The 22,783-nt window shown below is 32.8% G+C and carries 23 protein-coding genes; 20 read left to right on the top strand and 3 right to left on the bottom strand.

Going from position 1 to position 22,783, the window contains the following annotated elements; translation table 11 throughout:
• Positions 1-2 precede the first annotated feature (2 nt).
• Positions 3-1,610, bottom strand: coding sequence for a hypothetical protein (locus DYR29_RS11160; protein ID WP_213280521.1), 1,608 nt, complete (start codon positions 1,608-1,610; stop codon positions 3-5).
• Positions 1,611-1,622: 12 nt separating this feature from the next.
• A complete protein-coding gene (locus tag DYR29_RS11155; RefSeq protein WP_213280520.1) occupies positions 1,623-3,281 on the bottom strand; it encodes an ABC transporter ATP-binding protein in 1,659 nt (552 codons plus the stop codon).
• A gap of 142 nt (positions 3,282-3,423) precedes the next feature.
• Here DYR29_RS11155 and DYR29_RS11150 point away from each other — a divergent pair, with 142 nt between their 5' ends.
• The 20 genes from DYR29_RS11150 (at position 3,424) to DYR29_RS11055 (ending at position 21,704) form a co-directional block, all read left to right on the top strand.
• Positions 3,424-5,247: a S41 family peptidase gene (locus DYR29_RS11150; protein WP_213280519.1), complete on the top strand. Its 1,824-nt coding sequence runs from the start codon at positions 3,424-3,426 to the stop codon at positions 5,245-5,247.
• 110 nt (positions 5,248-5,357) lie between these two features.
• Positions 5,358-5,504 (top strand): hypothetical protein, encoded by a 147-nt coding sequence (locus tag DYR29_RS11145; RefSeq protein WP_183084592.1) that lies wholly within the window; start codon positions 5,358-5,360, stop codon positions 5,502-5,504.
• Positions 5,505-5,543: 39 nt separating this feature from the next.
• Positions 5,544-5,687 (top strand): hypothetical protein, encoded by a 144-nt coding sequence (locus DYR29_RS11140; protein ID WP_183084591.1) that lies wholly within the window; start codon positions 5,544-5,546, stop codon positions 5,685-5,687.
• 35 nt (positions 5,688-5,722) lie between these two features.
• Complete coding sequence (locus DYR29_RS11135) at positions 5,723-5,866, top strand: hypothetical protein (RefSeq protein ID WP_213280518.1); 144 nt, start codon at positions 5,723-5,725, stop codon at positions 5,864-5,866.
• Between the two features lie 38 nt (positions 5,867-5,904).
• Positions 5,905-6,048: a hypothetical protein gene (locus DYR29_RS11130; protein ID WP_183084589.1), complete on the top strand. Its 144-nt coding sequence runs from the start codon at positions 5,905-5,907 to the stop codon at positions 6,046-6,048.
• 17 nt (positions 6,049-6,065) lie between these two features.
• Positions 6,066-6,221, top strand: coding sequence for a hypothetical protein (locus DYR29_RS11125; protein WP_183084588.1), 156 nt, complete (start codon positions 6,066-6,068; stop codon positions 6,219-6,221).
• Between the two features lie 58 nt (positions 6,222-6,279).
• The gene (locus DYR29_RS11120; protein ID WP_121488854.1) at positions 6,280-7,725 is read left to right on the top strand and encodes a radical SAM/SPASM domain-containing protein; all 1,446 of its coding nucleotides are present in this window, start codon (positions 6,280-6,282) and stop codon (positions 7,723-7,725) included.
• 12 nt (positions 7,726-7,737) lie between these two features.
• Positions 7,738-9,648, top strand: coding sequence for a S8 family serine peptidase (locus tag DYR29_RS11115; RefSeq protein WP_213280517.1), 1,911 nt, complete (start codon positions 7,738-7,740; stop codon positions 9,646-9,648).
• 23 nt (positions 9,649-9,671) lie between these two features.
• Positions 9,672-10,316, top strand: a complete 645-nt coding sequence (locus DYR29_RS11110; protein ID WP_213280516.1) for a hypothetical protein — start codon at positions 9,672-9,674, stop codon at positions 10,314-10,316.
• Positions 10,317-10,364: 48 nt separating this feature from the next.
• Complete coding sequence (locus DYR29_RS11105) at positions 10,365-10,628, top strand: hypothetical protein (protein WP_121488851.1); 264 nt, start codon at positions 10,365-10,367, stop codon at positions 10,626-10,628.
• A 3-nt stretch (positions 10,629-10,631) separates the two neighbouring features.
• Entirely contained in the window at positions 10,632-13,028 is a 2,397-nt protein-coding gene (locus DYR29_RS11100; protein ID WP_213280515.1) for an outer membrane beta-barrel family protein, read from the top strand.
• A complete protein-coding gene (locus DYR29_RS11095) occupies positions 13,003-14,805 on the top strand; it encodes a hypothetical protein (RefSeq protein ID WP_213280514.1) in 1,803 nt (600 codons plus the stop codon). The genes DYR29_RS11100 and DYR29_RS11095 overlap by 26 nt, the downstream gene beginning before the upstream one ends.
• Before the next feature lie 83 nt (positions 14,806-14,888).
• Positions 14,889-15,275: an acyl-CoA thioesterase gene (locus tag DYR29_RS11090; RefSeq protein ID WP_213280513.1), complete on the top strand. Its 387-nt coding sequence runs from the start codon at positions 14,889-14,891 to the stop codon at positions 15,273-15,275.
• A 57-nt stretch (positions 15,276-15,332) separates the two neighbouring features.
• The gene (locus tag DYR29_RS11085) at positions 15,333-16,499 is read left to right on the top strand and encodes a hypothetical protein (protein WP_213280512.1); all 1,167 of its coding nucleotides are present in this window, start codon (positions 15,333-15,335) and stop codon (positions 16,497-16,499) included.
• A 35-nt stretch (positions 16,500-16,534) separates the two neighbouring features.
• Positions 16,535-16,921, top strand: coding sequence for a hypothetical protein (locus tag DYR29_RS11080; RefSeq protein WP_213280511.1), 387 nt, complete (start codon positions 16,535-16,537; stop codon positions 16,919-16,921).
• Positions 16,922-17,021: 100 nt separating this feature from the next.
• The gene (locus DYR29_RS11075) at positions 17,022-18,434 is read left to right on the top strand and encodes a serine hydrolase (protein WP_213280510.1); all 1,413 of its coding nucleotides are present in this window, start codon (positions 17,022-17,024) and stop codon (positions 18,432-18,434) included.
• A gap of 73 nt (positions 18,435-18,507) precedes the next feature.
• On the top strand, positions 18,508-18,954 hold the full coding sequence (locus tag DYR29_RS11070) for a 6-pyruvoyl trahydropterin synthase family protein (protein ID WP_142717749.1): 447 nt from the start codon (positions 18,508-18,510) through the stop codon (positions 18,952-18,954).
• 20 nt (positions 18,955-18,974) lie between these two features.
• Positions 18,975-19,745 (top strand): UDP-2,3-diacylglucosamine diphosphatase, encoded by a 771-nt coding sequence (locus tag DYR29_RS11065; protein ID WP_213280509.1) that lies wholly within the window; start codon positions 18,975-18,977, stop codon positions 19,743-19,745.
• Positions 19,746-19,939: 194 nt separating this feature from the next.
• Positions 19,940-20,932, top strand: coding sequence for an acyl transferase (locus DYR29_RS11060; protein WP_213280508.1), 993 nt, complete (start codon positions 19,940-19,942; stop codon positions 20,930-20,932).
• Positions 20,933-21,158: 226 nt separating this feature from the next.
• Positions 21,159-21,704: a hypothetical protein gene (locus DYR29_RS11055; RefSeq protein WP_213280507.1), complete on the top strand. Its 546-nt coding sequence runs from the start codon at positions 21,159-21,161 to the stop codon at positions 21,702-21,704.
• Between the two features lie 263 nt (positions 21,705-21,967).
• Here the strand turns inward: DYR29_RS11055 and aqpZ are convergent, their stop codons facing one another.
• Positions 21,968-22,684 (bottom strand): aquaporin Z, encoded by a 717-nt coding sequence (gene aqpZ, locus DYR29_RS11050; protein WP_034696881.1) that lies wholly within the window; start codon positions 22,682-22,684, stop codon positions 21,968-21,970.
• Positions 22,685-22,783 lie beyond the last annotated feature (99 nt).

Genomic DNA, 22,783 nt, shown 5'->3' with positions numbered 1-22,783 from the left:
TATTAATTAAGAAGAGACATTATGTGCTCAGGCTGGATAGCTGAAACAGGTAAATACTGATTGTGAAATTCTTCAATATCCAACGGCATTTCATATAATTCCTTTACGGTAATTAATTCCTGTTGTTGTATTGCAGCAATGCATTTCACCATGGCTCCTTGCCACCAATAGCGCGGATGATAATTTCTGGCATCTATTCCTGAACCACAATATACAATTAATGAAGGAATCTGCTGCTTAGCTCTTCTTTTATTATTTAACAGTTCAAAATAAATTCCATTAGCAAGATGCATCATACCCGTACAAGGTCCGATAATTGAGGAAATTGCAGGACTAGCCATAATAGCCATTTCTTTTCTGATATTCATTCCATTGACCGATATAACTCTATTGTATTCCGATGAGGTCAAATAAGGATGCAGACTGCTTCTTTTTCCTATATTTTGATAATCAAACAGAACAATTTGGTTTTTAGGGTTGGCCAAAATTAATTGAATTAATGACAATGTTTTAGAAAAATCTAACGTTTTCTCTGAAAAAGAAGATTCATCAAATATGATAAAAAGTTTGTTTCCTTTATAGTGTCCATTCTCTATTAGCCATTCATCGGCAGCATTTATTTCTTCTTCAGATAAGTAAATTTCTTTGTGGGTCTGTCTTTTTAGTTGTTTGATCATCTGAATTTTTTTCTCAATTCCTAATGTATTTTTAAGAAGATGATTTATATCCCATGGGTATTTTATTTTAAGATTGTTAAAATCTGTATTGGGAGCAAAACGGTATATTTTCTTTTCTGAAAATGTATCTGGATGCTGCTGGTAAAAATGTAATAACACTAGAATTGAATTTTGATGACAAATAACAGTATCAAATGACTCAATATTTAAAGCATCCCAGTTCAAAGGAATAATATGAATTCCCGGAAAGGGTTCTGATGTAAAAATCTGGATGACTTTATTATAAAAAAGATCATTTCCGCATGCAATAGTAACCGTACTGTCTGTTTTTGATTGTAGCTGCCTTATTGATGAGAGCCACATATGAGTATCACCAATATAAAATTCCCTGAGATGATCATCCAAGATAATGATATTTTTGACCGGTTTCATTTCATTAAGGGAATTTATCTTAATGATCTCATTCATAACATTTGGGAAGAATAACTCCTGTTCACAAGCCTGGCTCAATGTTTCTTCTTTCTCATAAAGGTATAATAAATCTTTAATCATAGAAATGGAAAAGTATACGACCTTCTGGGGCTGAGAATAAGCTTTTGCTTTCAAAATTTTTTCTGATTCTCTCTTTAGTGTTTCCACAAAAAAAATAGTGTTATATCTGCTGTAGTCAATATCATTAATTTTTTGGGATATAATGGAAATATTTTTATTGGTTAAAATAGAAATACCTGATTTTTCAATAATTTTATGCAATAGTCCTAGCTGATCATTGATAATAAATTCATTATCCGGATATTGTGAAATAGTAGAGATAAGCGTTCTGATGATCCTTAAATCAAGTTCTCCATTGAGCACAAAATAAGAAGAATCAAATGACAAAAGTATTTTTTCACCATTTTCAATGCAAGAAAAGAGATTTTTTAAATTAGACATATTAAATTTGAGTTAATGTAATTCGGTATTGGTTAACAGATTTTCATGAATCTTGATTATCGTTTTGTTATGAACTTTATAGACAGCGTCCAGATCCTTCAGTAAATTATGTCTGTGAGTCACAATAATAATAATGGAGTCTGAATATTTTCTTTTTAAGGTTTCCACAATTTTCTTTTCCAGCTGGATATCCAAAGCAGAGGTAGCCTCATCAAAGATTATAAGGGAAGGTTTTTTTAATAAAGCTCTGGCAATAGAGACTCTTTGTTTTTGTCCGTCAGAAATAACAGTAGTATAATTACTGATATGGGTTTGCATCCCATCTTTCTTTTCAGCAATAACATTGATTAACTCTGAATCTGAAATGATTTCTTCTAAAATATCAGATTTCGGAATAGATGAGCCGTAAGAAATATTGTTTTCTATAGTATCATTGAACAATTGATTTTCTCTTTCTATCAAAGCAATGTGTTGTGACCAGTTTCCGAAGGATTCTATATCTATACCATTGCAAATAATGTTGCCAGTACCTGCTTTTTCCAGGTTACACAGTAAATTAATTATTGAGCTTTTTCCACTACCGCTTTCTCCTATAATTCCGTATAATTTTCCTTTTTCAAAGGTGAGGTTTAAATTTTCTAAAATAGTTTTTTTACCATAAGAAAAAGAAACATCTCTGAATTCTATTTTGCTTATAGAAGTGTTTTCTTCATAATGCATTTTTAGTTGCTTGACTTTGGCTTCATCCGGATTTTCATTACTGATATGTTTATAAATTCTTTCCATAGATACCCTTGCTTTTTCAAAATCATTATAACTGTTTGATAAGCTGATTACAGGATTATATATTCTGTTCAAATACTGGATAAATGCAATGAGAGAACCTACCGTCAGCTCAGATTGAAATACCATTTTACCCCCTACAAGCAAGACAATTACAGGGCCAATTGCTATGAAAAACGTTGTGGTATTCTTACTGAAAGCATTATATAAAGAAGCTTTGATGCTTACTTTAATTAATTTCTCATGCATTCTTGTTGCTCTTCCTTTTTCATAATCTGCTGTTCCGTAGGAGAGTATGACTCTTATGTTGTTGATGCAATTCATAAGATAATCATAGATCTTACTTTCTTCCACCTGAATTTCAGAAAAGGTTTTCCTTACATAGGGAACAAACAATTTCAAACAGATAATGATAAACGGAATAATCGTTAAGCTTACCCATGTCAATTTTACATTTAATGCAAAAAGCATAAAAAGTACACTGATAACAGTAAATAAATTGTTCAGAAAAGCCAGCACCAGAGAAGACATCATATTCTGAATATTCCCGATATCATTGGTGAGTAAGAAAACAATTTCCCCGGATTTATTTTCACGGAAGAAATTTAACTTCTTTTTTAAGATTTTACTGAATACATCTACTCTTATATCAGCAATGATATCTTTACTTATCTTGGTGTAGGCTATATCTGATAATATTCCTATACCAATTCTTACGATATAGATTAAAACTAAAATACCCAAGGTGCTAATCAGATAGCTATATGTTTTGTGAGGAAAAATATCATCAATAATTATTTTGAGGACATAAGGAGATGCTAAAGAACAAACGCTGCTAATGATCATTAACAGGAGTAGAACTACCTGTAACTTCATATGCGTCTTCATAAAGGATAAAAAATATTTGAACATTGAAATGGTTAAAAGTTTTATAAAACAAACTTAAAATTTTTTTTTTAATTTTAATTTTATTATTCTTGTCTAATGTTTTAGATTTTTTTAATACATTTAACAAAAACAATAACCTTTAATGAAATTCACCAAATTAACTGTGATTTGCTGTTTATTTCTCTTTTTTCATGCTGTAAACGGACAGGTTAGAGCATACTATAAAAGTGAGGTAATCACCCCAATATATTCTGTTATCAGTAAAGAGAAAAACTCTAGTTTTTTCTTTCCGGTATATAATAATTTTCCAAGTAAAAATACTTCATTTAAGGTAACCAAGAATACCGAAGTATTCATTCCTGAAAACATTAAAGACCGTTTCAAAGAGCCTGTTTCATTGTTCTTCAGATACTATACTAAAAACATAGGACAAATTCATTTATATACAATAACCAATAACGATCAGCGTAAAGAAGTTAATATTAATCCTAATCCCGCTGATGGTTACGGACTTCCCACAATTGCAAGTTTAAACCTTGATAAGGATGCTTATCTGAAAAAAATTGAAATTCAGTTTGAGGTTAAAGAAAAAGAACTTCCTTATGAATTGGTATTTTCATCATTGGACCTGGTGAATTATAAAATAAAAGATGAAATTTCACCTTCCTCTGTTTTTCAAAAAAAACCATTTGATAATAGCCAATATACCAGCCAGCAAAAATCTAATCCTTTTCAATCTCATGGTGAATTGGCATCTTTTCCTGAAAATGTTACTAACGAAAACTTTAAAGGACGTATTGATGTAGATAATGTAGGGAAGATTGACAATAAAGAATTATTGGCAGAAACTATATTGCTTTTATTGGAAGATTATCCTTTTTATAAAGAAAAAGAAATTGATAAAAACAGTTTTTTAAAATCAAGTAAACAGTTTCTTGATCGCAATATCTATTTATCTAAATGTGAATTTGTTGATTCCATCAACAGTTATTTGAACCGTACTATTAGTGATCCCCATTTTAAAATAAGATCTGCCTGTGAGAAGCCTAAGAGAACTACGCCTGTATACACCTATCGGATAGGAGATAAATATGTTGTATCAGCAATATTTGATGAAGAATTGCAGAAAAAAATACCTGTTGGAAGTGCTTTGTTGAAAATAAATGGTCGTGCTCTTACAAAGAATATGGATTATAAGGAAATTAATGATGAATTATTAAAGCAACCTGTAAAAAGTTATATGAGCCTGGACTTTATAAGACCATCGGGAGAATCTGATAATGTGACGTACTTTATTAAAGATAAATATGAAATACCTGAGAATTTCAAGCCCAGAAATTTATACCTAAAGAAAATAAATGATTCTCTGGTTTATTTTAAGATTAATAAAATTACCTATGAATTGAATACAGCTTATCTTAATAATCTTGATCTTATTAATTCTTCAAAAGGATTGGTACTGGATTTAAGAGGGTGTACCGGAGGTGATTTTCTAGCCGCATCACAGTTTCTTTCTTATTTTATCGGTAATGAGTTTGTCTTTTTTAATTACGGTTATGATAAAGCAGGTAAAAAAGAGTCAGTAATCGTGAATGAATCAAAAAATACATCTTATAACTATCATGAAAAAGGAAAGATAGTTGTGCTGGTAGATGCAGATACAGCTTGTGTTGCAGAAATGATTGCACATGCTCTCGTAAAATATAGGAAAGATACCACACACATAGTGAGCAAAGACAAGCACACGGCAGGAGCTTTATCCTTTGCTTATGAAATATATTTGCCTGAAGGTGTAACTGTCATTACTAATGCTTTGGGAGACAAAAGAAAAATATTCTTAGATGAGAAAATCATTGAAGATAAAGGAATAAAACCAGATTTATTTATTGAAATACAATCTGTTGAAGATTTACAGCCCTATAAAGACAAAGTGCTTGAAAAAGCCATTTCAAATTTTTTATTATGAAAAGAATGAGTAAAGACATGTTCAGTTAAAATCAGAATTGCCAGGAATCGGTAAGATGATACCGGATTCTGCTCTAGCTCTTAAATTATTGTAAAACAAATTAATTTATTATGAAAAAAGAATTAGTAAAACCAAGCCCTATTAAAGAAAGAGTTGCCAAAGAGGTAGAATCACTTTGCGATGGATATTCTTGTGGAACGTTTGCCGGTTTTCCACCTTACGGAGATACAGCAGATGATACAGACATTTTATTCTAACCAAAACATTATTGTTTAACAAAACCAAATTTTTTTATTATGAAAAAAGAGTTAATAAAGCCAAATTCTATCAAAGATAGAGCGGCTAAAGAAGTAGAGTCGCTTTGTGACGGATTTACTTGCGGATCATTTTTCGGAAGTCCTAATGCGGATACGGGAGATGATACAGAAATCTTATTCTAACCATTTAATCATTGTATAACAATTAAATTTTTATTATGAAAAAAGAATTAGTAAAACCAAATTCAATTAAGGAAAGAGCAGCTAAGGAAATAGAATCACTTTGTGATGGGTTTTCTTGCGGAACATTTATGGGAAGTCCTAGTGGAGACACAGGAGACGATACAGAAATTTTATTCTAATCCTTAGATTATAAGTCAAACCAATCAAACCTTTTATTATGAAAAAAGAGTTAATAAAGCCAAATTCAATCAAAGAGAGAGCGGCTAAAGAAGTAGAATCACTTTGCGACGGATTTACTTGCGGATCATTCTTCGGAAGTCCTAATGGTGATACGGGAGATGATACAGAAATTTTGTTCTAATCATTAAACACAATTTTATGAAAAAAGAGTTAGTAAAACCAAATTCAATCAAAGAGAGAGCTGCTAAAGAAGTAGAATCACTTTGTGAAGCATTCTCCTGTATGTCATTTACGGGAAACCCTCAGGGTGACACTGGTGGAGATACCAGTGGAGACACTGAAATTCTTTTCTAAAAATTTGTAAATAGGGCTGTATTTACTTAAAATTACTAAAATCACTAATCTAATTATTATGTCACTAATTAAAAATAACCCTTTTAATATCCTGGTTCCTGTTGAGGAAAGAGAAGAGTTTTTGCTATATAATACTCTTACGGGCGGCCTGGATGTACTTACTTATAATGATGGCATTCAACTGAGTGGCATAGCAATGATGAAACATGCGGATTCTGAAAATTATTCTCAGGATTTTATTAATGACCTGTCTGAAAAAGAATATTTGATAGACAGTGATTTTGATGTTTTAAATTTATTGGAAAAAAATGTAAATGATACCCAGTTTAAAAATGCAGGAGTCATCAATCTTACCATTGGTACTACTATTACCTGTAATATGGGATGTTCTTACTGTTTTGAATTTATAAAACCCAATCATACCCTTAAGGATGACAAGGTTAAAAAAGGAATCGTAGACTACATTAGTCAGATAGTTACCAATTCTGGAAAAAAAGTTCATACCCTTTCTGTAACCTGGTACGGAGGTGAGCCTTTGATTAATGTGAAAGCCATAGAAGATCTATCTGTAGATTTAAGAAATCTGGCACAGACTTTTAACCTAAAGTATGACGCAAATGTTATTACCAATGGCATATATCTGAATAAAAAAAATGCGGATATGCTTATCAGAAGTGGTGTGAAAACAGCTCAGATAACGATAGACGGAGCTAGAGACGTTCATGATAGAAAAAGACCTTTAAAACAGACAAAAGGAGAAAATTATTTTAAAATACTGCGAAATATTGCAGAAATAGACAGCAAAGAGCTAAGCTTTACCATTAGGCTCAATATTGATAAGGAGGTGGCAGAGAGTATTCCTACTCTTCTTGATGACTTTTATGAATATGGAATATGGCCCCAGAAAAATACCCAGATTCATTTTGATCCGGCATGGTTAAGATCTTATGAAGAAATAGATCTGTCCGAAGAAGAAGGAAACAAGCGAATGAGTGTGGATGAATATTTTGAATTTAAACAAAATTTCAGACTTGAATTAATCAGTAGATATAATGACTGGGCTTCAGAATTAAACAGAAAGACTGCAAAGCTAAAATGGGATTTACCAATGTATCAGTCTACTTGTGCTACATGGGCATCACCTATCAGCCTAGTTATAGATCCTAACGGCTATGTACACAAATGCTGGGAAACTATTCATGATGATTCCAAGGCACCTACAAATGTCTTTGAACCTTATAACCCTGACAGATTTCAGAAATATTCTGCTTTTAATAGATATACCCACAGCGATGTATGCAGAAACTGCAGCTATCTTCCAATTTGTGATAAGATTTCATGTTCATATGAAGCCATAAAAAAAGCAGTACCAGAATGTACACCATGGAAATATAAGTTGGAGAACTATCTAAAAACACAATACCTGAGAATGTCTGAACAACCGGAAACGATAACGGCGCCACAGAGAACAGATTCCTTTAATTCCGGACATTCTAATAAATAATACAGCAGTATAATGACAATAGGAATTATTGATACAGGGTGCGATAGAAATCATAAGCGCTTTGTTGATTTAGAAATAGAGGGACTCACCATTTATAAAAATGCCAATAATGAAATTATTACGGTAAAAGACAGATTTTCAGACAATAAAGGACATGGGACAGGGATTACATCTATTATTCACAAAAATTCTCCCCTGTCCAAAATCATTGTTGTAAAAATTGAATCATTTGATCATTCATTGTCAGAAGATTTATTGGTTGAAGCTATTGAATATTTAACAAATCATACTGATGCTAAAATTTTGAATATTAGCATGGGAGTCAATACAAATAATCCTTCCGTACAATTAAAAGAAGCCTGTCAGTTTGCTTTTGATAAAGGGGTAATTGTAGTTGCTTCAGCATATTATAAACATGATAGCCTGTGTTTTCCGGCAAATTTTAAATCAGTATTTGCAGTAGGCTCCGGAATTGTAAAAAGTAAAGAAAGCTTTAGATTTTTGGGACAGGATTCTTTTGTTAATATTCTTGCAAAAGGAGGTTTTCAAAGAGTTGCCGTACCACAGAATAAATATCAGTTTAGTACCGGGACAAGTTTAGCCACAGCACATTTTACAGCGATATTGGCTGATGCTTACGAAAAAGGAGAATGGAAAACCAGAGACGAACTGAATAATTGGATATCCGGAAATTCTGATAATAATACGATAAGTCTTACAAAACATGATCAGCTAAGAGTAGATCATGAAAATATATCCGCAAAAGAAGAACGCACTTTTCAAGAAGTTTTTACCCTTGACAAATCAGTTGAAAATTTTGCAATTTTTCCTTTCGAAGAGAAAGAAATGAAGACGTTAATTGAGTTTAGAGAATATTTAAATTCAAACTTAACTTTAGCAATCGGTTCTCCAAGAAGTATCAAATTAGATAACACCATGGAGCTCTTACAGGAAAAGGGTATTAATTTTATTACAAAGGCCTTAAACCCTGAACACTTTGATCTTTTTGACACCATTGTAATTGGGTATTTTCTTGATAAATTATCTGATTCCAACTCCTTCTTTGGTTTTACTCTGATCAAAGAATGTATCAAAAGAAATAAGAATTTTATTGTGTGGGATAAAGCTGTATATGATATTATTAATCAGGTTATCAATGATGATGAGCATGCCTATACTGGGAAATTGTTTTTAACCTCTTTTGATAATGATAAAAAAGATTTCCTCTATAGAAATGTTGATTATGTTGCGTTGAAGAGACCTTCTATCTGTGTTGTAGGAACAAACAGTAGACAGGGAAAATTTACAACACAGATGATCATGAGAAAAGTATTGGAAAAAGAAGGATACAAAGTATCACACATCTCTACCGAACCTCAGGGGATTCTTCTCAATTCTTCCTGTGTTTTTCCAATAGGGCATAATGGAACAGTATCGGTAGATCTTAGAGAATGGAATAAATCATTAAGGCTTTTAAGCCAAAGCATAGAATTAAACGAAGAACCTGACATCATTATTACAGGAAGTCAGGGAGGGATACTTCCATTACATCCTGTTAATGACTCGTTGCCTCCTGAAAAATTAATTTATGTAAAATCATTTTATCCTGATGCTATTGTATGTACAATTAGTCCCAGTGACTCCATTGATGTGATACAGAGAACGGTAAACACCATAAAATCATTTGTTGAAACAGAAGTATTGTTTTTTGTGCTGACACCTTGGCAGTATAAATTCCATCATGGATATAAAACCATCGTGTCTTTTGATAAGATAGATGAAGAGGAATATAATGAAAAGCTCATTTATTTTACCGAAAAATTGGGTAAGAAAGTCATTAATATTAAAGATGAAAACCATCACAACATCATTGTAGATGAGATTGTAAATTTCTTTGCAAAAGAAAAAGAAGAAGTAATGTAGGAACATTGAAACCTTATTGTAATATGAAAATAGACATCAACAAAATAGTAAACGGCTGTCAGTCATTAACCAATGATGATAGAGAGTTTGTAAATAAAAATTATTTTAATGATAATTATGGGTATAGAGGCATACCGGTAGTTTTTAAAAATGCATTTAAATCAGAAAATGAAAGCCCATCAGGTGATCATACCGAAGCAATTTTGAATATTTTCAGATGTTGGCTATCAGAAGAAAAATTTAATATCCTATCTGAAGAGAAAGATACATTTTCAGCTTTAGATCGTGAAGAGTTTAGCAAAGATAAGTGGAATTATTTGTTGTCTGGAAGAAAGTTGTGGCTTATATATCCAGCAACATTTAATGCTGAAATAAGTAATAATAGATCTAAATATCACGTGGAAGATATAGGAAATATTAATGAGAATATTTCTGAAAATTTAATCAAACCATTTTATGCTATTCAGGAACCGGGAGACTTAATTTACATCCCAGGGAACAATTATCATATGCACATTAATGTAGAAGACACTGCGGCATACCAGCAGAATTTTATCAACGAGATTAATTATGACAATGTGAGAATAGCTCTTAGAAAAGGCAGTAAAGAAGAAGCTAAACATCTAGAAACAATAATTAAAAGCAATTTTGAAAAACTAAGTCAATAGTCTCATTTCAGCTTTCAAAATAAAAGTAGTGTAAAAAACAAAAAAAATATGGAAATCAATATAAAACAAAAAATCAGTGATATCTTACAAGATTTGACTCAAAGCGAATATCAGGACATTTTTGAAGGATGTGAAAACGATCAGGAAAGATTACAACTATTGACATCAGAATCTATGCTGGCTTTGGTTTTTATATCATCACTTGAAGACGAATTCTCAATAGAATTTGAGGATGATGAATTGGATGTCAATTTTTTCTCCAGTACTGAACTCGTTGAAAATATTATAAAAAAACATCTTGCTCTGGTTTAAAGTATGAGAAATATTCTGTCTCTATTTTTATTTCTTAGTATCATTCAGACTGTATATTCTCAGGAATATTCAGCTTTCGGCAAAGTAATAAGAGAAAACGGTTCTCCAGTATCATCTGCAGAAGTTATTCTTAGTACAAAATCAGATTCCGTACTTGTAAAAGCAACGGTTACCGATGATAACGGGAAATTTACTCTTGGAAATCTTCCAAATGGAAAGTATGCTTTAAGGATTCAGCATAAAAGTACCGCTGCACATAATGAGACTTTGGAAATTAATAATGAATCTATAGATCTTGGAGCCATTACAACCTATCAGAATACAATACTGATAGACAAAATTGTGATTGTAAAACCGCTTCTGGAAAAGAAAATTAATAAGACCATTATTAATGTAGAAAATAGTGTTTATAAAGTTGGGCAGGATACCTATCGGCTATTAAATATTTCCCCTGAAATTCAAACAGATAATATCGGAAATATAACATTCAGGGGAAATGAATCTGTGACGGTTTATATGGATGGAAGAAAAATACAATTAGGTGGAAGAGAATTGATGGATTATCTAAAATCCATACCTTCAGAATCCATTAAAAATATTGAAATCAGCTCAGTTCCTTCGGCTGAATTCGATGCGTCCACTAAAGGAGCCATTATTAATATCAATACAAAAAGCAATTATAAATACGGGTTGAGCGGTACAGTATATAATGAGCTGCAACAGCACAGACATTTTCAGTGGAACGCTGGAATGATGCTGGTTTATCGAAAGAAAAAAATCATTACACAAGCTAACTATACCTATGGAACCGGGAGGGGATTTGTGGATAATCATGATAGACAGACTTTTTTTAATAGACCAATTCAGCTCAATCAGCACGAAGATTATAAAGAAAAAATAGGAGCCCATAACCTTAGTGCAGGACTGGATTATAATATTAATGAAAAAAATGTTATTGGAGCCAATTACATTTTAAGCTATTGGAGTGGAACAACAACAGGAGTGTCTACAAACTCAATCAAGAATACATCAGATTTTAATGTAGATTCTATTTATGTGACAAAGAATGAGAAACCTTTAACGCTGAGAAATCAAACATTTAACACATTCTACAGATATAAAATAGACTCGTTGGGAAGTAAAATAGACGCGGGATACAATTTCATCAGTTACAATAATCATCAGGAATCCTATCTGGACAATAATTTTTTTAATAAAAATAATCAGATTATGAGACCAGGTACCTATTTATCTATAAAAAACCCTTTAAAAATAAACATTCACACCTTTAATCTTGATTATAATAAAGTTTTTAAAAATGAATTGACAGCACAGCTGGGATCAAAATATGTAATTTCTAAAACCAATAACAGTATACAGTTTTTTGATGGCCTGAATCAAGTGTTTAACCCCATACTTTCAAATGATTTTGTTTATGATGAAAAGCTTTTGGCTTTCTATTCAAGTATAAATAAAAAGTGGGGCAAGTGGGGAATGAATTTGGGCTTAAGAGTAGAAAATACAAACTATAATGCCAATTCAATAACCACTTCAGAATCGTTCTCTCAAAATAGATGGGATCTCTTTCCTTCCGTTTTTGTGGAATATAAACCCTCAGATGATAATACTCTGAATTTCTCCTATGGAAGAAGAATTACCAGACCTCCTTACAAACTGCTGAATCCCTTTGAAAATATTGAAGATCCGTTTTTTATATCAAAAGGGAATCCTTTCCTAAAACCCTATTTCTCTAATAGTTTTGAACTGAATTATCTGCTTAATAAAAAGCATAATTTCACATTGCTTTATCAAAGGAGTACGGATGTAATTAATAATATTTTTGTAACGAATGTCAATTCGCAAACTATTTCTTCTTATGATAACATTAATGATGAAGAAATGTATTTGGCATCCTTCAGTACTTTTTTTGATATTTATAAATGGTGGAATTTTAATGCCTATGCGAATATTGTCTATAGAAGAATCAAAGTGAACAATGCTCATCCCCAATCTTATGAAAAAGCAACACCTTATATCAGAATCAATAATACATTCAAAATTAAGGATGATTTTTTTATAGAAATTAATGGAAGCTATTTTGCAAGATCTTTCTATAGTGTTTACGATCTTGCCCCGCAGGCTGTGGTCAATATGTCATTCAGGAAATCCTTTTTTAAAAATAAGCTGAATGTCAATTTAAGTTTTAATGATCCGTTTAATATTAAGCGTATCAGAGTTAATGTAAATGAAACAGATTTCAACAGACAAATTGAAAATAGATTAGCAATAAGAAGTGTCTCTTTGAGGATGTCTTATAACTTTTCAAAAGGAAAGAAAAATACAAACAGAGAGCAGATACAATCTACAAATAGCAATGAAGTCAACCGAATCAATCAATAATTTGTTCAGATTATCCAGATTTTTGGAAGTTTATGAAGACGGGGTAGACCATGTTTACCTCCATTCTTCTATATCTCATAAAAGGATACTAATAAGCAGAGAAAATTATAAACTGTTGCTTACAGGTTCATTCAGTCTTATAGATGCAAAAATAGTAAAGGAACTTATTGATAAAGCTATTTTAGTGCCTGATATTATAGATGAAAAAGAGTTCATAGCTAATCATTTACAAGGATTAAATAAATTGACGTTGGTTTTTGATGATGCCCATTTTTCAACGGACATTTTTCAGAATATCTTTCAATCGCTTAAGAAAGTTTCATATCATGATATTTGTTTACTCTTTGCACTTCAAAACAAGAAAAACCTGGCCTTTATAAAAGAAGGTCTGCGTAAATATTCCAAAGAATTTGAAAATATAGCCATTTTGAGGCTTGAGAAAGAAAAAATTAATTCTTTTAGCAATAAAATTAATATTTATAAGTCTGTCAGAGGATTTGATGAAGAAAAACGGATATATTCTCATAGAATGATTTATAATGTTAATGAATCTGAAATTAATGAGGCTTTATCCTCTGGAGAAAAAATTTCATTTAAAGAAATCAATCCCGCTATTATGAGTATTTACGGTCATCAGCTTACAGGACCAAAAACAATGAACGGCCTGTCTGTCTTATTGACTGCCCATCATGATATAAAAGAATTACCCATATCAGGATTTATTGTTGATTATCATAGATTATCGGATTTTATTAGAAATGAAAAAATTAATAAAAACTGTATAAACTGTTCTGTTTTGCCCACTTGTGGAGGATATTTTGAAGAAGCTGCAGTAGAATGCCCCTCCTTTAAAAATATTCAATTGAGAAACTTCGACAAAGAAAAGGAAGAGGAGTCCTCAAACCATCTGGCTGGGGTAAGTAACAATCTGATTCTGAAATCAGACTTCCTGAAACATGTGGATGATATGATTGTTCTTAATGTTCCCGATTGCTCAGAATATATGGCTATTTTCTATCTTAATAATCAATATTACAGAGGTTTTAGCCATGCGAAGGCAGGTAAATTGATTGAGGCAGGAGATATCTTTGCCTATGCAGATAAAATTTCGGCACAGCTTCTCCCACAAAGCGGTTTTTCATACAATTTCATACAGACATTTATAACGTCCAACAAATCATATTTGTCTTTCAAATTAAATAATAACGAAGAAGCACTAAATATAACGAAGGATGGAATCAGATATAGTATAGAGCTGGATACCTATCGGTCAATAGAAATTCTTTCATTGCATATATCCCAAATGCTGATGAATATGTCTACTGTATATTTAGCTGTAAATGATATGGAAAAATGGAGAGAAACTACTATGGCAAATATTAATTATTTATTGAATTTTGAGCTTCCGATCCATGCTGATGGATATGATATAAGCTTATTAAAAAAAGCTCCGGCTCATTTAAGGTATTTTATGCTGCTGGAAATTATCAATCAGATATTGACACGGATCATAAAAAAAGGTTTTGAACCCGGCTTACAATTATTGCGTGAAATTAAAGTAAAAGATCTTTCGACAGAGATAGACAGACAAATTTCAGAATGGGTAAGCCTGATTATCATTTCTTATAGCCCGGATACCAGCATTACAGACTTCGAAATCAGACTTTCTGAATTTTATAGTTCTGAAAATGAAATAATTGAACTTTCTAAGCTTAAACTTTTTTTAAGATTTATGATCAAAAGTAACAACAAAAAAATCCATAAAAATATTTTATAAGCTATAGAAGAAAAGCCCAAATATTATTTAATCCCGAGAAAGTTCTGTTTTAAAATGATAAATTTGAGTAAACTTTCAGGAGAATGAATTTAATGTACGAAAAACAGATCCAGGTAACGGAAGAGCATATTGATCAGAACAATCATGTAAATAATGTACAATATGTGCACTGGGTGGAAGAAGTGGCAGCAGAACACTGGGATCTTCTAAAACATCAAACAGAATATGTAAACGATGCCTGGATGCTTCTGGATCATCATATCCAATATAAAAAACAGGTTTATCTGAATGATACGATCACAGTAAGGACCTATCCAATGGCTCCTGAAGGTGCCAAACAGCCAAGAAAAGTTGAATTTTACTGTAATGATGAACTTGTGGTAGATTCAAGTACACTATGGATTCTGTTCGATCCGGAAACCAAGAAGATTAAACGTCTGGAAAGTGACTGGCTGGAGAAATTTTTCTAGATAATAAAATAATTAAGTAGGAGTAGAACCTACAATATTCAATAAAAACTACATAACATGAAATTCTTTTATTCACTGGCCTTACTATTATTGAGCATAGCAGCCCACAGCCAGGAAAATCCTTATCTGTTTTCAGATGATATTAAACAGAAGGTGGAAGATCCTGCTCAAAGTCAATCCTGGAGAAGTCAGATGGGAGCAACCTATTACTCTATAAGCGGACAATATAAACCTGCATTGGAAAGTTGGGACCAGACTTTCGGAAGAGTGAAGGAGCTAAATGCTGCTGATAGTTTGAAATTCACAAAATTAATTCCGGTCAATGCAAAAGAATATATTCTGAAAAAAGCAGCCGATGAGAAAATCATCATCATCAATGAGGCTCATCACAATGCCAGCCACAGAACTTTTACCTCTTCATTACTTCAGGGTTTATATGACAGAGGCTACAGATACTTAGGAATCGAAACACTGGCAGGAGACTCTTTAAATACTATAAAATTTGCGACCCTCAACAGTGGGTACTATTCCAAAGAGCCTGAATTCGGAAACTTTATTTATAATGCTCTGAAAATTGGGTTCAAGCTTTTTCCTTACGAGGCTGAAGGTAATAATAAGGAAAGAGAAATTGGAGAGGCAAAAAATATTTTCGATTTTATGAAGCAAAATAAAGAAGGGAAATATTTGATTTATTGCGGGTATCAGCATGCTTATGAAGGCATTCATAAATCCTGGGAAAAGACCATGGCTGGCCGACTATCAGACTTAACAGGTATCAATCCATTTACAATTGACCAAACTCAGTTTTCAGAAAAAAGCTCCCTGAAATATAATGAACCACTTTTGAGATTTGTGAAAAATACGGTCCCTGTTATTTTAAAAGATGAAAACCAAATGATCTATAACGGTGAGGATAAAGAATTGTATACAGATATTAAAATCATTCATCCTGTTACAAAATACATCAAAGGCAGACCAGATTGGATGCTGAAGGAAAACCGAAAGTTTTATAAAATCCCGCTTTCCAAAGTTTCAACATATCCTGTGATGGTTTTTGCATACCGAAAAGGTGAATTTGAACAACAAGGAATTCCAGCTGATATCATTGAACTCAATACCTCTAAAGACAATCATTTTTTAATCCTGGATAATGGAAATTATGATATTGTCATTAAAGATAAAGAGTACAAAGTCATTCATAGATTTGAACAAAGAATAAAATAAAGTGTATCTGAAAATTGGTTGAATAAAATGAAGCAATGAAAAATAAGTTGAGGAAAATCATCATTAATAATATTGAATATCTATATTCTGTCACAGATCAATTCCATTCTGAAACGGAAACCAATACGCTGACTGTAAAAATCTTTTTAAGTGGTCAGAAAAAAACTCCTTTAATCATCAAATTCCTGACTGTTGATGATTATATGATGGGACAACCTTTAAAATCAGGGGTTAAGCTGGTAAATAAACTTAAAGGTTCGGAAGATGAAGTCAATCTTACTGAACCCAAATATATAAAAATGCTTATTTTATTGGGATTTAAAAAAGGATGGTCAGGTTCCAATTTAATAGAAATACAAAACGGGCTTCAGTATTTAAATGAATTAGGTTTTGAAACAGACAAATTAATTCCCATGAAATAATTTTTTTCATCAATGTAATACTATAAAGCTTACAATTGTTTTAATAGAGAAATAAGAAACAAACATTACCATGAAATCATCTATTTTAACAATACTTTTTTTGAGTTTTTTCTTTTCCGGTCATAGTCAGACAGCAGATCAGTCAAAAGAAATAGACCGCTATATAAAAAAGGTCATTCAAATCAATGAAATACCAGGAATGGCCGTAGGAATCGTAACCAATAATAAAGTAACCTTCCAGAAATATTATGGAATGGCAACCTTGGAGACTCCTAAAAAAGTAGATGCCAATTCTATGTTCAGGATCTATTCTACTACAAAATTAATGTCAAATGTCGGGCTCTTTCAGCTCATAGAGCAGGGGAAAGTATCTTTAGACGATAAAATCTCAAAATATATTGACAATGTACCGGCAGAGTGGCAAAATATTCAGGTAAAAAACCTTGTATCCCACTCCTCAGGATTACCAGACTGGATCCGTTTCAGTGATATTCCGACGGATGCTTCCAATGCTGAAGTGATTGACCGGTTGTCAAAAGAAAAAATGGACTTTGAAACAGGAAGTGATTACAGATACAATCAGACCAACTACATGCTGGTCATGATGATCATTGAAAGAGTAACCGGAGAAAAATTTGAAGACTATATCGTGAAAAATCAGTTTTCAGATTCCAGAAACCAGGTTGTGTTTTCATCTAATTCTATTGAAAAAATTCCTAACAGGATCGTAAAGTATATTTACAACAAGGGCACCCATCAATATGATAAATCTACATTTGTAGAGGGGAGAAGAGCACATTCAGCCAATGGTTTGGCGATTACCTTACCGGCGTTTTTACAATGGAGTATCCATTTGAGCAAAAATGATTTTCTAAAACCTACCACACAAGAGCTGATGTGGAAACCTTTTGAATATAAAGATAAAAATATTCTCTTTACTCATGGTTGGGATATGGGAACCTTTAATAATATAAATTCCTATCACTTTTCCGGGGGAAATGTGAGCGCCTATAGGATTTTCCCGGACAAAAATATGGCTGTAGTGTTGATGTACAACGGATATAAAGAGTCGGCGGTGATGTATCAGATGATCAATCAGATTGCAGGGATTATGGATAAGCGTTTACTGAATCCTTACACGTTGGCAGAAGAACATACAAAGTCTGAAGCTCTTGTTCATCCTGATCTTAAAAAAGGAATCTATGGATATCGCACAGAAAAAGACAATATTATCTTCTCTTACCAATTTCCTGAAAAGCAAAGCGTAGAATTTATCAGGAATGTTTCAGTTACCGGCTCATTTAATAACTGGAACCCTGATGATAAGCCCTATTATATGAATCTGAAAAAGAACAATACTTTTGAGCTGGTTTTGCCAAAATCTCAGTTTGAAAAAGAAAAAACCTATCAGTTCAAATTTGTAATGAATAAAAACGGCTGGCTTTCTGTACCTTACAATGCAATCAATGTAGATGGAACTCCGGATAATAATTTAACCTTTAACATCGACTAAAAAAGATATATTAATATCACTGTAATAGAAACAGTCTTTTCTGTGTTAAGCGGTTTTATCATATCTTTGCAGTATGATACGTATTACAAAAATTTTTACATTTGAAACAGCTCACGTGCTTTACAACTACGATGGGAAGTGTAAAAATATGCATGGACATTCCTATAAGCTGTTTGTAACAGTGAAAGGAAAACCGATCAATGATATTGAAAATCCTAAAAATGGAATGGTGGTAGATTTCGGAGATATTAAAAGTATCGTAAATTCCGAAATTGTAGATGTATGGGACCATGCGGTTCTTGTAAATGCTCTGTCTCCACACAAAGAATTGGGGGATGATCTGGAACAGAAAGGGCATAAAGTAATCTATTGCAGTTTCCAGCCAACCTGTGAAAACATGTTGTATGCTATTGCTGCTAAAATCAAATCAAAACTTCCTGATGGAATTTCTTTAGCCTATCTTAAACTTCATGAGACAGAAAACTCTTATGGAGAATGGTTTGCAGAAGATAATCAATAATTTACCCCAAAACTCAGAAGGTGTTAAAAACAACAATTAATTTAGAACCTGGAAAAAAAGTATATTTCGCTTCAGATCAGCATTTTGGAGCTCCCACTCCAAGTGAGAGTAAAGTGCGTGAAGAAAAATTTATACGCTGGATGAATGAGATCAAAGAAGATGCTCAGGTTTTGTTTTTAATGGGGGATCTTTTTGATTTCTGGCATGAGTGGAAACATGTAGTTCCCAAAGGATATATCAGAGTACTCGGAAAAATTGCAGAACTTAAAGACAGAGGAATTCATATCTATTTCTTTGTCGGAAACCATGATCTGTGGATGAAAGATTATCTGGAAGAAGAGATTGGCTGTACCGTTTTTTATCAGAAACAATATTTTGAAATGGGAGGAAAGCAGTTTTTGCTGGCCCATGGAGACGGACTGGGACCTGGCGACAAAGGATATAAAAGAATGAAAAAATTATTCACAAATCCGGTAGCGCAATGGTTCTTCAAATGGCTGCATCCCGATATTGCGATGAAAGTTGCATTGTACCTTTCCCAAAAAAATAAAATGATTTCCGGAGAAGAAGACAAAGCATTTCTGGGAGAAGATAAAGAATTTCTGATCATTTATTCCAAAGAAAAGCTGAAGTCTGAGAAGATAGACTATTTCATCTATGGACACAGACACCTGCCAATGGTGCTTGATCTGGGACAGGACTCAAAATATATTAACCTCGGAGACTGGATTTCCTATTTTACTTACGGGGTTTTTGAAAAAGATTTTGAACTGGAGACTTTTGAAAAATAAAGCAAAAAAAAATTACCCCTAAAAAGAGGTAACTTTCGAACGGGCCGAAGCCCACTCTTGTTTTTAATCCATATTCCGTTCAGGTATGTGCAAGAAGCTTACCAAAATAGGTTTTGTAGATTAAAAAATTATTAAATATCAATATTTTATCTTTATAATTGCTTTATACTTAGGTGATAAGGTGCTCAAAGGTTATGGAATTAAAAAATATATTCAATATAAATACTGAACAGGATTTTCTGAATGTTTCATTGAAAACGTTTCGTTATCAATACGAAAATGTTGAAATATACAGGAAATTCGTCGACTTTCTGAATGTTAATCCTGATGAGGTGGATAGCTTGGTGAAGATTCCGTTTTTGCCGATCGAAATGTTCAAAAACCACCAGATTCTGGATAAAAATGTGACAACTGATCTGTTTTTTCAGAGTTCAGGAACAACGCAGATGAATCTCTCAAAACATTTCATTGCAGATCCGGAACTTTATGAAGAAAGTATTTATAAAAGTTTTGAACAGTTTATCGGGAAGCCGGAAGATTTTATTTTTCTGGGACTGCTTCCTAGTTATCTGGAAAAACAAAATTCATCCCTGATCTATATGGTAGATTACCTGATGAAAAAATCTGCCAAACCAGAAAACGGATATTTCCTTTATAACCATTCCGAACTTTTTGAATTGTTGAATAAGCTTCAGGATAAAAAAGTAATTCTTTTCGGAGTTTCATTTGCTCTTCTTGACTTTTTAGATTACTGTCATTCCGAAAGGAGCGGAGAATCTCTGAATTTCCTTGAAAACCTGATTGTAATTGAAACCGGAGGAATGAAAGGCAGAAAAGAAGAAATGACGAAAGATGAATTATTGAAAATCTTACAGGAAGGTCTCAAAACAGATAAGATTTATTCAGAATATTCTATGACAGAACTGCTTTCGCAGGCATATTCCCTTGGAAATAACGAGTATGTATGTCCAAACTGGATGAGAATCATGGTTCGGAATGCAGAAGATCCCCTGGCCTATGAAAAAGAAGGAAGAACCGGGGCTATTAATATCATCGATCTTGCCAATACCCATTCCTGCTCGTTTATAGCGACACAGGATTTAGGGAAAATTGTAGGGGATAAATTTCAGGTATTGGGAAGAATAGACCATTCGGATATCAGAGGATGCAGTCTGTTGGTAAGCTAGAAAAATGAGCGTAAAATCCAATAGAGAATGGTCAATTTGCTTCGCTTGTCAATTTTTCTAATCGTAATAAATAAAGAAAAGATAGCCTGCAACTTTTGCTGAGTGAAATGCCTTTGCGAACATTTAATAGCAGTAAATAAATACCTTGTGAACATTGCATTTATAATATTGACTATTAGTAGAGCGCATTATCATGAATACTTTTTACATTGTACAATTATAATCAATGATCAAAATAGAAGAACTCATACATGCCTATATCCATTCCCATTGCGATTTTGAAAAAGAAATTGTACTGACCAATTATTTTCAGGCCGATTGGGAAGCAGATATTCTGATTATTGATTCAGAAGGGGGAAGCCATGAAATTGAGATCAAGTTTTCGAAAAGTGATTTTAAAAATGATTTCAAAAAATCATATCTCAATAAAGATACCGGAGAAAAATTTTTGAAACACGATAAAATTTCCTGTGGCGATTATATCTGTAATTCTTTTAGCTTTTTGCTCCCGATGGGAATGGTAGATGCTGCTCTTATCCCTGAACATTGTGGCATCATTGAATTTTACCATAATGCAGACACCTGGGAAACTGAATTTTATCTCATCCGCCCACCTAAAAAACTTCACGAAGACTCCTACTGGAAACTGAATGATAAAGACTTTTTTATCAGAAAAATGGCTCTAAATCTTCTACAGCGTAAAATGGAAATCAAAGGAAAACATGAAGAACTAATTTTTAAAAATCCTTTTGACATTAAAAAACTGAAATAAGATTAAAAAAATTCTTTATTAACGCAAAGTTTAATTTCTTATTGATCTGTCTTAAGGATGCAAAGAAGGAATCAATTTCATTGATTTTTATTAAGCGGTTGTAAAACCTATCACTTCATCAACGACGTAGTCGTAACCACTTTGCTCCCTTAAATAAAAAGTTTCACTTATAAAATCTTTGCGTTTACGAAAAATCAAGAACCAAAAAATAAAAAAAATCCTGCCGCCTGACAGGATTTTATCATTGAATTTTATTTAAAAAATTAATCTGCAATTTCTGCAGTGTCTCTCTGAAGTAAGAACTTGTAGATCAGTCCACCTACAACTCCCCCTAAAATAGGTGCTACCCAGAACAGCCAAAGCTGTGACATGGCAATTCCTCCCATGAAGACAGCCTGTGAAAGGGATCTTGCAGGGTTTACAGAAGTATTCGTAATAGGAATAGAAATCAGGTGGATCAAAGTAAGCGCAAGACCGATAGCAAGACCGGCAAATTTACCGTTGGCCCATTTATCTGTAGCTCCCATGATCACGATAAGGAAAAAGGCTGTTAATAAAAATTCAGCTAAGAACGCGGCTCCCATGCTGAAAGCTTTTCCGTTATAAACGGCCTCTCCATAAAAGTTCGTGGCAAAATCTCCGGGTTTTGAGAATTCTACCGCTCCCGCACCGTTTAGAATTGTATACAGACATCCTGCTGCTACAATGGCTCCCAGACACTGGGCTACGATGTAAGGGATAAGATCTTTGGCAGGAAATCTTCCGCCTGCTAAAAGTCCAAAAGAAACTGCCGGATTAAAGTGTCCTCCTGAAATGTGTCCTACGGCATAAGCCATCGTAAGAACAGTAAGACCAAAGGCTAAAGCAACTCCTAAAAGTCCGATGCCAATGTCGGGAACGCCGGCTGCGAAAACAGCGCTTCCACACCCTCCGAAAACAAGCCAAAATGTGCCGAAAAATTCAGCGAAAAGTTTTTTTATCATGTTGTTTATTATTTATGTATCTCAAATGTAAAATTTAAATCTTAAAATAAAAAGTTAAAACTGAAAAAAAAATTCAAAAAAGAGTGAACAAAAATT

The sequence above is a fragment of the Chryseobacterium indologenes genome, from assembly GCF_018362995.1.
GTDB classification, from domain to species: Bacteria; Bacteroidota; Bacteroidia; order Flavobacteriales; family Weeksellaceae; genus Chryseobacterium; species Chryseobacterium indologenes_G.
Note: the sequence above shows the minus strand (reverse complement) of the source record. Positions and strands in the feature narration are given on the sequence as shown.

Excerpts from the sequence above, each read along its gene's own strand:
- DYR29_RS11160 (WP_213280521.1), bottom strand. The coding sequence starts at position 1,610 with ATGTCTAATTTAAAAAATCTCTTTTCTTGCATTGAAAATGGTGAAAAA.
- DYR29_RS11155 (WP_213280520.1), bottom strand. The coding sequence starts at position 3,281 with ATGAAGACGCATATGAAGTTACAGGTAGTTCTACTCCTGTTAATGATC.
- DYR29_RS11150 (WP_213280519.1), top strand. The coding sequence starts at position 3,424 with ATGAAATTCACCAAATTAACTGTGATTTGCTGTTTATTTCTCTTTTTT.
- DYR29_RS11145 (WP_183084592.1), top strand. The coding sequence starts at position 5,358 with ATGAAAAAAGAATTAGTAAAACCAAGCCCTATTAAAGAAAGAGTTGCC.
- DYR29_RS11140 (WP_183084591.1), top strand. The coding sequence starts at position 5,544 with ATGAAAAAAGAGTTAATAAAGCCAAATTCTATCAAAGATAGAGCGGCT.
- DYR29_RS11135 (WP_213280518.1), top strand. The coding sequence starts at position 5,723 with ATGAAAAAAGAATTAGTAAAACCAAATTCAATTAAGGAAAGAGCAGCT.
- DYR29_RS11130 (WP_183084589.1), top strand. The coding sequence starts at position 5,905 with ATGAAAAAAGAGTTAATAAAGCCAAATTCAATCAAAGAGAGAGCGGCT.
- DYR29_RS11125 (WP_183084588.1), top strand. The coding sequence starts at position 6,066 with ATGAAAAAAGAGTTAGTAAAACCAAATTCAATCAAAGAGAGAGCTGCT.
- DYR29_RS11120 (WP_121488854.1), top strand. The coding sequence starts at position 6,280 with ATGTCACTAATTAAAAATAACCCTTTTAATATCCTGGTTCCTGTTGAG.
- DYR29_RS11115 (WP_213280517.1), top strand. The coding sequence starts at position 7,738 with ATGACAATAGGAATTATTGATACAGGGTGCGATAGAAATCATAAGCGC.
- DYR29_RS11110 (WP_213280516.1), top strand. The coding sequence starts at position 9,672 with ATGAAAATAGACATCAACAAAATAGTAAACGGCTGTCAGTCATTAACC.
- DYR29_RS11105 (WP_121488851.1), top strand. The coding sequence starts at position 10,365 with ATGGAAATCAATATAAAACAAAAAATCAGTGATATCTTACAAGATTTG.
- DYR29_RS11100 (WP_213280515.1), top strand. The coding sequence starts at position 10,632 with ATGAGAAATATTCTGTCTCTATTTTTATTTCTTAGTATCATTCAGACT.
- DYR29_RS11095 (WP_213280514.1), top strand. The coding sequence starts at position 13,003 with ATGAAGTCAACCGAATCAATCAATAATTTGTTCAGATTATCCAGATTT.
- DYR29_RS11090 (WP_213280513.1), top strand. The coding sequence starts at position 14,889 with ATGAATTTAATGTACGAAAAACAGATCCAGGTAACGGAAGAGCATATT.
- DYR29_RS11085 (WP_213280512.1), top strand. The coding sequence starts at position 15,333 with ATGAAATTCTTTTATTCACTGGCCTTACTATTATTGAGCATAGCAGCC.
- DYR29_RS11080 (WP_213280511.1), top strand. The coding sequence starts at position 16,535 with ATGAAAAATAAGTTGAGGAAAATCATCATTAATAATATTGAATATCTA.
- DYR29_RS11070 (WP_142717749.1), top strand. The coding sequence starts at position 18,508 with ATGATACGTATTACAAAAATTTTTACATTTGAAACAGCTCACGTGCTT.
- DYR29_RS11060 (WP_213280508.1), top strand. The coding sequence starts at position 19,940 with ATGGAATTAAAAAATATATTCAATATAAATACTGAACAGGATTTTCTG.
- DYR29_RS11055 (WP_213280507.1), top strand. The coding sequence starts at position 21,159 with ATGATCAAAATAGAAGAACTCATACATGCCTATATCCATTCCCATTGC.